3 protein-coding genes and 7 tRNA genes are annotated in these 5,307 nt (G+C 40.9%); 9 read left to right on the forward strand and 1 reads right to left on the reverse strand.

Features of this window, described 5'->3' with window-relative positions:
* Positions 1-150: 150 nt before the first annotated feature.
* A tRNA-Val gene (locus tag L2764_RS25520) sits at positions 151-226 on the reverse strand.
* Between the two features lie 286 nt (positions 227-512).
* Between L2764_RS25520 and gltX the strand changes: the two genes are divergently transcribed.
* The 9 genes from gltX (at position 513) to L2764_RS25565 (ending at position 5,000) form a co-directional block, all read left to right on the forward strand.
* Positions 513-1,922, forward strand: a complete 1,410-nt coding sequence (gltX, locus tag L2764_RS25525) for a glutamate--tRNA ligase (RefSeq protein WP_248943175.1) — start codon at positions 513-515, stop codon at positions 1,920-1,922.
* Between the two features lie 105 nt (positions 1,923-2,027).
* Positions 2,028-2,103: transfer RNA gene (locus L2764_RS25530), tRNA-Ala, on the forward strand.
* A gap of 76 nt (positions 2,104-2,179) precedes the next feature.
* Positions 2,180-2,255 (forward strand) — tRNA-Glu (locus tag L2764_RS25535).
* Between the two features lie 41 nt (positions 2,256-2,296).
* A tRNA-Ala gene (locus tag L2764_RS25540) sits at positions 2,297-2,372 on the forward strand.
* Between the two features lie 113 nt (positions 2,373-2,485).
* Positions 2,486-2,561: transfer RNA gene (locus tag L2764_RS25545), tRNA-Glu, on the forward strand.
* A 129-nt stretch (positions 2,562-2,690) separates the two neighbouring features.
* Positions 2,691-2,766, forward strand: a tRNA-Glu gene (locus L2764_RS25550).
* Positions 2,767-2,893: 127 nt separating this feature from the next.
* Positions 2,894-2,969 (forward strand) — tRNA-Glu (locus tag L2764_RS25555).
* Between the two features lie 237 nt (positions 2,970-3,206).
* Positions 3,207-4,508: a DEAD/DEAH box helicase gene (locus tag L2764_RS25560; protein WP_248943176.1), complete on the forward strand. Its 1,302-nt coding sequence runs from the start codon at positions 3,207-3,209 to the stop codon at positions 4,506-4,508.
* 21 nt (positions 4,509-4,529) lie between these two features.
* Complete coding sequence (locus L2764_RS25565; RefSeq protein WP_248943177.1) at positions 4,530-5,000, forward strand: phosphatase domain-containing protein; 471 nt, start codon at positions 4,530-4,532, stop codon at positions 4,998-5,000.
* The last annotated feature ends 307 nt before the right edge of the window (positions 5,001-5,307 follow it).

Genomic DNA, 5,307 nt, shown 5'->3' on the forward strand with positions numbered 1-5,307 from the left:
GTCGATACTGGGCTCGAACCAGTGACCCCCTCCTTGTAAGGGAGGTGCTCTCCCAGCTGAGCTAATCGACCTGGGACTTTCTTAACAACGTATTTTTTGTAACGCTACTGTACTGTATCTATTCTCATTATCGTTAGATAAATAAGAATATGGTGGTCGATACTGGGCTCGAACCAGTGACCCCCTCCTTGTAAGGGAGGTGCTCTCCCAGCTGAGCTAATCGACCTCGCTGTGTTGGGGCCGTATTATAGGGGGAGTGCTTCGAGTGTCAACGCTTTTTTCGATATAAAGGAGATACTCGGCTTAATTTTGCACTGTTTGGTGCTTTGTCATCCAAGTCGTTGTGCTGATTGTTATAAGTTAGGTGATTAAATCACCTTTGTAAGACTGTACTGAAGATATGCATACTTTGATGCTTCTTTTTCTTTTTCTTATTTGGCTGGTAGAATAGAGGGCACATTTATCAGTACCGTCTAATTACTAGACTTTTTAATATAGGTTATTGTCCCATTATGACAACGAAGACACGTTTTGCTCCAAGCCCAACAGGCTTTCTTCATGTTGGTGGTGCTCGTACAGCACTTTATTCATGGTTACATGCTCGCGCAAATCAAGGGGAGTTTGTATTAAGGGTCGAAGATACTGATATTGAACGTTCGACCCAAGAAGCGTGTGATGCCATATTAGAGGGCATGGAATGGCTAGGACTTAATTGGGATCAAGGGCCGTATTACCAAACGCAACGTTTTGAGCGTTACAATGAAATTATTGCGCAGATGTTAGAGCAGAGGACGGCCTATAAATGTTATTGCTCCCGTGAACGTATTGAATTAATGCGCGAAGAGCAAGCATCTAAAGGTGAGCGTCAAAAATACGATGGTTGTTGCCGTGATAAAGCGCCAAGAGAGACCAATGATCCTTTTGTTATCCGTTTTAAAAATCCAACGGAAGGCAGTGTTGTATTTGATGATCACGTTAGAGGTCGAATTGAAATTGCAAATAAAGAGTTAGATGATTTAATTATTGCTCGTACCGAAGGAACGCCGACTTATAATTTTTGTGTTGTCGTTGATGATTGGGATATGGGGATCACGTGTGTTGTTCGCGGCGAAGACCACATTAATAATACGCCACGCCAAATTAATATTCTTAAAGCATTAGGGGCCCCCGTCCCAGAGTATGCTCATGTCGCAATGATCTTAGGAGACGATGGGGCTAAATTATCTAAACGACATGGTGCGGTGAGTGTGATGCAGTATCGTGATGATGGCTTTTTACCTGAAGCCTTATTGAATTATTTAGTGCGCTTAGGTTGGTCACATGGGGATCAAGAAATTTTCTCTATCGATGAGATGAAGCAGCTTTTTAAATTGGAGGATATTAATAAAGCGGCCTCTGCATTTAATACAGATAAGCTCATCTGGTTGAATCAACATTATATGAAGGAGCTTAATCCTGAATATGTCGCTAAACAACTTGCTTGGCATATGCATGATCAGAATATTGATACCTCTGAAGGTCCTTTATTAGTTGATATTGTGTCAGCGTTATCTGAAAGAGCAAAAACATTGAAAGACATGGCGGCTTCGAGTCGTTATTTCTTCGAAGATTTTGCTGATTTCGATGAAAATGCAGCGAAGAAGCATTTAAGAGGGGTGGCAATGGAACCATTAAAGCTGATCCAGCAGAAACTATCGACATTAGTTGAATGGAATGTTGAAGCCATACATCAAGCCATTGAAGCGACTGCTGCCGAATTAGAGGTAGGTATGGGGAAAGTGGGGATGCCTTTAAGAGTTGCGGTTACAGGGGCTGGGATGTCACCCGCTGTGGATTTAACCTTACTTCTCGTTGGAAAGACACGTACTGAACAAAGAATATCCAAAGCGATTGAATTTGTAGCAAATAGAATAAATTCCTAAAAAACGAGTTGACACTTTTGGGTCTGCTGCATAGAATGCGCCACGCAGTTGAGACACAGTGCAGCAAAAGTTGGCTGCAGGTTCAAAAGTGTTTTGATACGTAGTGGGGCCTTAGCTCAGCTGGGAGAGCGCAACACTGGCAGTGTTGAGGTCAGCGGTTCGATCCCGCTAGGCTCCACCATTTTTATGTCGATTTTCCGATTGTAGAAATGAAAACAAACTCTTTAATTGTGAAGAGTATAAAGAATACAGTCCGGGTCCCCATCGTCTAGAGGCCTAGGACACCGCCCTTTCACGGCGGTAACAGGGGTTCGAATCCCCTTGGGGATACCAATTTTGGAAAAGTTCATGTGCTGTAATAGATGTGGGTTTGTGGGGCCTTAGCTCAGCTGGGAGAGCGCAACACTGGCAGTGTTGAGGTCAGCGGTTCGATCCCGCTAGGCTCCACCATTTATTTGTATTTAAGGATATACTCTCTTTAAATATGAAATCTCGTTATACCGAGTTTAAACAGTATTTTTCAAAGCAGTCTCTATTGGCTGTGATTAAAAAGTAAAGTCTGGGTCCCCATCGTCTAGAGGCCTAGGACACCGCCCTTTCACGGCGGTAACAGGGGTTCGAATCCCCTTGGGGATACCATTTTATTTTAATATTCGCTGTCTCAGTGAATAAAACCTCCAAATCCTGAGCATTGTATATTCAATACTCAGGATTGAGAGTATTGTGTAAAGCAGTCTTTATTGGCTGTGATTAAAAAGTAAAGTCCGGGTCCCCATCGTCTAGAGGCCTAGGACACCGCCCTTTCACGGCGGTAACAGGGGTTCGAATCCCCTTGGGGATACCATTTTATTTATATATTTACTGTCTCAGTGAATATAACCTCCTAATACTGAATACGATATGTTAAATATCAAATGTTGAGTATCATGTAAAGCAGTCTTTATTGGCTGTGATTAAAAAATAAAGTCCGGGTCCCCATCGTCTAGAGGCCTAGGACACCGCCCTTTCACGGCGGTAACAGGGGTTCGAATCCCCTTGGGGATACCATTTTATTTTATCCTGTTACTGATTAATATATTATTTAATAATTCATATCATAAAATCCTCTCTATAGATCAACATCTTATTTATTAAATCTTGTTTCGTTCAAAATTTATTATCTGTTCTTTTTTCTTCATAATATGCCATTACTGAATCAGATAAGAGTGTTGCAAATAATAAGCTTTACTGAGCGAAATAGAGTAGAATAAGCGCTTATTTTTGTAATGCTAGCGATCTTTATTTATGACTCAGTCTTGTCCATCATCTACTCCTTCAACGGTAACTTTTTCCTCACTAGGGTTAATACCTGAATTAGTTCAACGTTTAACTGAGCTTAAATATTCGATTCCAACGCCTATTCAAGTTCAGGCTATTCCTGCTGTATTATCCAATAGCTCGATACTTGGGCAGGCGAAAACAGGATCGGGGAAAACGGCCGCATTTGCTTTGCCCTTACTACAAATGAGTATGAAGGGGAGGAGGAAATCGAAGGATAATAATGTTTCTAGTTTGATTTTGGTTCCGACAAGAGAATTGGCTCAGCAAGTTGCAAGCAGTATACAGAATTACGGAAGAAACCTTTTACCAAGATTAAAAATAGAAGCGGTATACGGTGGACAGTCGGTTAATACTCAGATGCTCGCGTTGAGAGGAGGAGTGGACATATTGGTGGCGACACCTGGACGCTTATTAGATCTTGTATCCAGTAATGCGATAAAGTTAGATCAAGTGAAAAGTTTGGTTTTGGATGAAGCTGACCGAATGTTGAGTTTGGGTTTTCATGATGAATTAGCCAAAATTAAAAGTTTGTTACCAGAGCAAAAGCAAATATTACTTTTTTCTGCGACGTTCCCAGAAGAAGTGAAGCTATTGGCTGATCATCTTTTGCATAAGCCTATCATGATTAATGTTGAAAAGCAGGAAGAGGAGAGTCTTCTTGTACAGCGAGTTATTACCGTTAATAAAGATAGAAAAACAGGGTTGTTGATTGAGTTAATTAAGCAAAATCAATGGCGACAATTGTTGATTTTTGCCAGCGCAAAATACACTTGTAATCGACTTGAACAAAAATTGAGTAAAGCGGGTATTGTTGCGGAGGTCTTTCACAGTGATAAAGGTCAAGGTGCGCGTAATCGTATTTTATCAAATTTTAAGAATGGTGAGATAGAGGTCTTAATCGCAACCGATATTGCTGCTCGAGGCATTGATATTGAAAAACTTCCTGTGGTGATAAATTATGAGTTACCGAGAAGCCCAATGGACTACATGCATCGAATTGGACGAAGTGCTAGAGCGGGTGAATCAGGCCTTGCTGTGACTTTACTCTCTCATGATGAGTATCAGCATTTTAAACTCATTGAGAAAAAGAATAAATTACGTCTAGAAAGAGAACAAATTAAAGGCTTTGAAGCCGATGATGAAGCCCCACTTGATTGCCCATCAAGGCAAGAGTCTGTTATGGCTAAACCTGCAGGGACGGGTAAGAAAAAACGCAAAAACCTTCCTCAAGCCAATAACGATGTATGGAAAAAGCCATCTGTTTAATCAATGATGTAGGAATAATTCATGCAACATATATTTTGGTTGATAGAAGATAAAATTGCTGGGAGAAGTGGGCCTAGTAAAGATCCTTGGGATTTAAAGGCATTAAAAAAACAAGGGATCGATGCCGTTTTATCGGTTAATGATGGGGAAGCTATTGAAGCGGATGATTTTACTGAAGCAGGGGTTAAATACCAGTGTATTCCCTTTGCTCGCAATGCGCCCCCTGAAGAAGGAGATTTGGACATTTGTATAAAGCAGGTGCCTAAAGCGCTGGCATTTATTCGTGAGTGTGAAAGGGAAGAGTTAACAGTATTAATCCATTGCCATTCAGGAAAAGATAGAACGGGGTTAATCATGGCTTATTTATTAATGGATAATGGTGCGGCGCCCCTGCATGCGGTGAATCAAGTCAGAGGGGTGAGAGATAGTGCTTTTAGCGCCGAGGCTTGGGATCAGTTTGTGTTTGATGTGTTATACGCATTACAAGAGTAATAACCTACTGATTAAAATCAAGCGAGTGTTACCTTAAACATGTGTTTACCCATTTGAAAGCAGCTATTATGATTTTTCACATTTGATTAGTATTCTAACTAAGTCACATGAAGCCACTGTTATTTCAAGCTATTAGGAGCGTGTGAAATTACACACTCCTACGTTGATTCATATCAAAAGGTCCCTATATTCTTTCAAGAGCTATAGTCGTTTCTGGTGTATGAGGATAAAGCATTGCGATGTAACCTGTTAATTGATCTTGGCCGATCAACAATTAACAAAAGGAACATCGCAATGACTAAAAATG

It is taken from the genome of Shewanella surugensis, from assembly GCF_023284005.1.
GTDB lineage: Bacteria > Pseudomonadota > Gammaproteobacteria > Enterobacterales > Shewanellaceae > Shewanella > Shewanella surugensis.

Coding starts and splice junctions, on each gene's coding strand:
- gltX (WP_248943175.1), top strand. CDS start 513: ATGACAACGAAGACACGTTTTGCTCCAAGCCCAACAGGCTTTCTTCAT.
- L2764_RS25565 (WP_248943177.1), top strand. CDS start 4,530: ATGCAACATATATTTTGGTTGATAGAAGATAAAATTGCTGGGAGAAGT.
- L2764_RS25560 (WP_248943176.1), top strand. CDS start 3,207: ATGACTCAGTCTTGTCCATCATCTACTCCTTCAACGGTAACTTTTTCC.